Origin of the sequence: Enterococcus italicus DSM 15952 (assembly GCF_000185365.1) — a bacterium.
In the GTDB taxonomy this organism is placed as follows: Bacteria; Bacillota; Bacilli; order Lactobacillales; family Enterococcaceae; genus Enterococcus_G; species Enterococcus_G italicus.
Window position 1 is genome coordinate 612,102 of sequence record NZ_GL622241.1, and the last position, 3,203, is coordinate 615,304.

3 protein-coding genes are annotated in these 3,203 nt (G+C 42.6%); 2 read left to right on the forward strand and 1 reads right to left on the reverse strand.

Annotation, left to right across the window (positions count from 1 at the left end):
• Positions 1 to 87 precede the first annotated feature (87 nt).
• The gene (thiD, locus tag HMPREF9088_RS02900; RefSeq protein WP_007207631.1) at positions 88 to 906 is read right to left on the reverse strand and encodes a bifunctional hydroxymethylpyrimidine kinase/phosphomethylpyrimidine kinase; all 819 of its coding nucleotides are present in this window, start codon (positions 904 to 906) and stop codon (positions 88 to 90) included.
• A 125-nt stretch (positions 907 to 1,031) separates the two neighbouring features.
• Here thiD and HMPREF9088_RS02905 point away from each other — a divergent pair, with 125 nt between their 5' ends.
• A complete protein-coding gene (locus tag HMPREF9088_RS02905) occupies positions 1,032 to 2,441 on the forward strand; it encodes an aminotransferase-like domain-containing protein (RefSeq protein ID WP_007207632.1) in 1,410 nt (469 codons plus the stop codon).
• Complete coding sequence (locus HMPREF9088_RS02910) at positions 2,438 to 3,184, forward strand: nitroreductase family protein (RefSeq protein ID WP_007207633.1); 747 nt, start codon at positions 2,438 to 2,440, stop codon at positions 3,182 to 3,184. The genes HMPREF9088_RS02905 and HMPREF9088_RS02910 overlap by 4 nt, the downstream gene beginning before the upstream one ends.
• Positions 3,185 to 3,203 lie beyond the last annotated feature (19 nt).

A 3,203-nucleotide genomic window follows, 5' to 3' on the forward strand; every position in this document is an offset into this window, starting at 1 on the left:
CCAATAAAAAACTTTCCTTCATCACTTCTGCTCGTTTGATAAAGGAAAGTTTTCATTTAGTATATTAGTATAATAGTAGCTTTTTTTCTACATGTTCATCCGTTTCTCTGCCTGATTGTATGCCCCATGCCACACGTGTCCTACATAGGGATTAATGATAACACCTGCTTCAATGGCTTTGGAAACAAAGTCTTTGGCCAAGACTACTGAATCAAGTGCTGACTTTCCTTTGGCTAATCCTGCCGTTACAGCAGCAGCAAAGGTACAACCCGCACCATGATTGCTATTGGTTTGATGCATCGTTCCTTCTAATAATTCAAAGTCGGTCCCATCATAAAACAAATCAATCGCTCGATCAGTAGCCAAACGACGGCCACCCTTAATCACCACATACTTCGCGCCATACGCTGCAATGCGTTTTGCGGCCTCCTTCATTTCATCGACTGTCGCAAGATCCCCCAGTTCAGATAAAATGCCCGCTTCGATTAAATTCGGTGTCACTACTTCAGCTTTCGGTAGAAGAAATGTTTTGATTCCTTCGACACTTTTAGGTTGAAGAATTTGCGCCGTACCTTTGCAAGCAATCACAGGGTCAATCACCACGTGCGCCGTGTATTCCTTTGTCAAATACTGACTGGCAACTTCAATGTTCCGTTCATTGCCCATCATCCCTGTTTTAATTGCAGCAACTGGTCCACCAGCAAACACCGAAATCAATTGTTCTTTTAATAGTTCATCAGACAGTTCGGTCACTTGATGAGACCACCCATTCTCGGGATTCATCGTTACAATCGAGGTGATACTCGAAAAACCAAAAACTCCATACTCTTCAAATGTTTTCAAATCCGCTTGTAACCCGGCTCCACCGGTTGAATCTGATCCTGCAATTGTTAAAACCTTTTCCATACTATCACGTCCTTTTTTTAAGTATACTTAGTAAACTTCTTGACGGAAACAACCAATTGGATTATTTTTAAACCATCCAATTAACAATTAGATGCATCAGCACTCAAACATGGAAGGATGATGACATGAAAGTCCCTCTCTATCAACAAATTATTAATGAGTATGTCGCAAAGATCGAGCAAGGTGCGCTCCTACCAGGTAGCACTTTGCCACCAGAGCGGACGATTGCGGCTCAATGGCAAGTCAATCGTTCGACAGTCGTGCGCGCGCTCGATGAACTAGCAAGCCTTGGCTGGATTGTCCGCAAACAAGGCAGCGGTACCCAAGTCGCGCAAAGTCAACTGGCCAACCGGCAAACTCCTTTCGCACACTGGCCAAGCTTGCCTACTCAAGCCAATCTTCAAGAAGATCCGTATTTAAAGAAAATGAAAGAGCAGACCCATTCGGCAACCACTATCGATCTTTTGACCGGTGAATTGCCAGCTGAGTTGATTCCTAACTTTTCCTTTCCAGAAATATCATGGGAACAAATTCTCAAAAAGGCAACGCAAAATACCACAAGCGGGTACTTGCCTCTCTTACACTTATTAAAAGAACGACTGCAACAAAGCATGCACGTCGCGATGAACTTCCAGCAACTTTTGGTAACAGCTGGCTCCACCCAAGGACTACAAATTATCTTGCAAACATTCGTCAAAAAAGGAGACTGTGTCGCAACGGAAGACCCTTCCTTTTTATTCGCTCTACCGTATTTTGCTTCATTAGGCATCAAGCTTGAAGGTATTCCACAAGATGATGAAGGTCTCTCCGCCCAAGGACTCTTGGCTGCGTGCAAAAAAAAGACGATTCAGCTACTCTATCTGAATCCCACGCACCAAAATCCAACTGGAAAAACGATGTCGCTCCATCGACGCAAGCAAATTATTGCCATTTGCCAAACGTATCAAATACCAATTATCGAAGACGATATATTTGCCGAATTACACTTTCAATCCGTACCGCCAACACTAAAAGAACTGGCACCAGATCAAGTCATTTATTTAGGATCTCTATCTAAAATTCTCTCACCGTTAATCAAAATCGGCTGGATACTCGCTCCAAAAGCCCTCATCCAAGCATTCTCCGAAACAAAAGAACGACTGGATTTGACGACCGATTTATTTCCGCAGCTACTTGCTTACCAAGCCTTAAGCGACCAAGGTTATCAGGAAACACATGCCACTTTGTTACGGCAACTAAAACAAAAAGAGCAGCAATTCCATGCGGCATTTGCTTCATTGACAAATGATTGGCAACTCCATTCAATCAATGGCGGTATCTATCATTGGCTGACTTGGAAGCATCAGCCTTTAAAACGCAAAGACTGGGAAAGGTTTCTTACTCACGAGATACTTCTAGCTCCCTCTTTTCTATTTAGTAATGATACAATGTCTTGTAGAGTGAACTATACTCGACTAAAATCAGAGCAAGTCTGCTCCTTCGTGACTAGGATGCAGACCATTACACAACAACTACGAAAGGATGATCCATTATGAATGATACTATTCACCTACTAACTTCTCACCGGAGTTATCGTCACTTTGACGAAAACTATACCTTACCTAAAGAACAATTATCAGCTATCTTGGCAGCAGCTCGGCAGGCACCAAGCTGGATGAACGGTCAAATGTACTCGATTATCGTCATCCAAGATAAAAAAATCCGTGAAGAAATGATTCGCATGAACCCGGGAAATCCTCATATCTTAAATAGCTCGGTCTTTCTACTCTTTCTAGCTGACTTAAAACGAACAGAACAAGTCGCCAAAGAAAATCAAGCAAGCTACCAAATCGGCGACGGACTAAATCCGCTACTAATCGCTACAACTGATGCAAGTTTAGCACTTGAAAATGCTTTGATTGCTGCCGAATCACTTGGGTTAGGTGCCGTACCTGTCGGCAGCGTGCGTAGCCATGTCGATGAATTAAAAGAACTTCTTCACCTACCAGATTATGTCTTGCCTATCGCAGGCTTAACAATCGGTAAACCAACTGTCGAAATGAAAATCAAACCGCGCTTGCCTGAGCAAGCTGTCATCCACTACGATACGTATAAAGAAACGGACTACGCCCTAATTGAAGCGTACGATGAAACGATGGAAGCATTCGGCGAAGCTCGCGAAACCAAGCGATGGAGCAAAAAATTTGTTGACTACTTTGCTCACCAACCAAGTCAAAAACTCGATCACTTTATCAAAAATCAAAAATTATTTGATTTCAAAGAAAAAACTGAAAACTAAAAAAACGTGAGCGAAATTC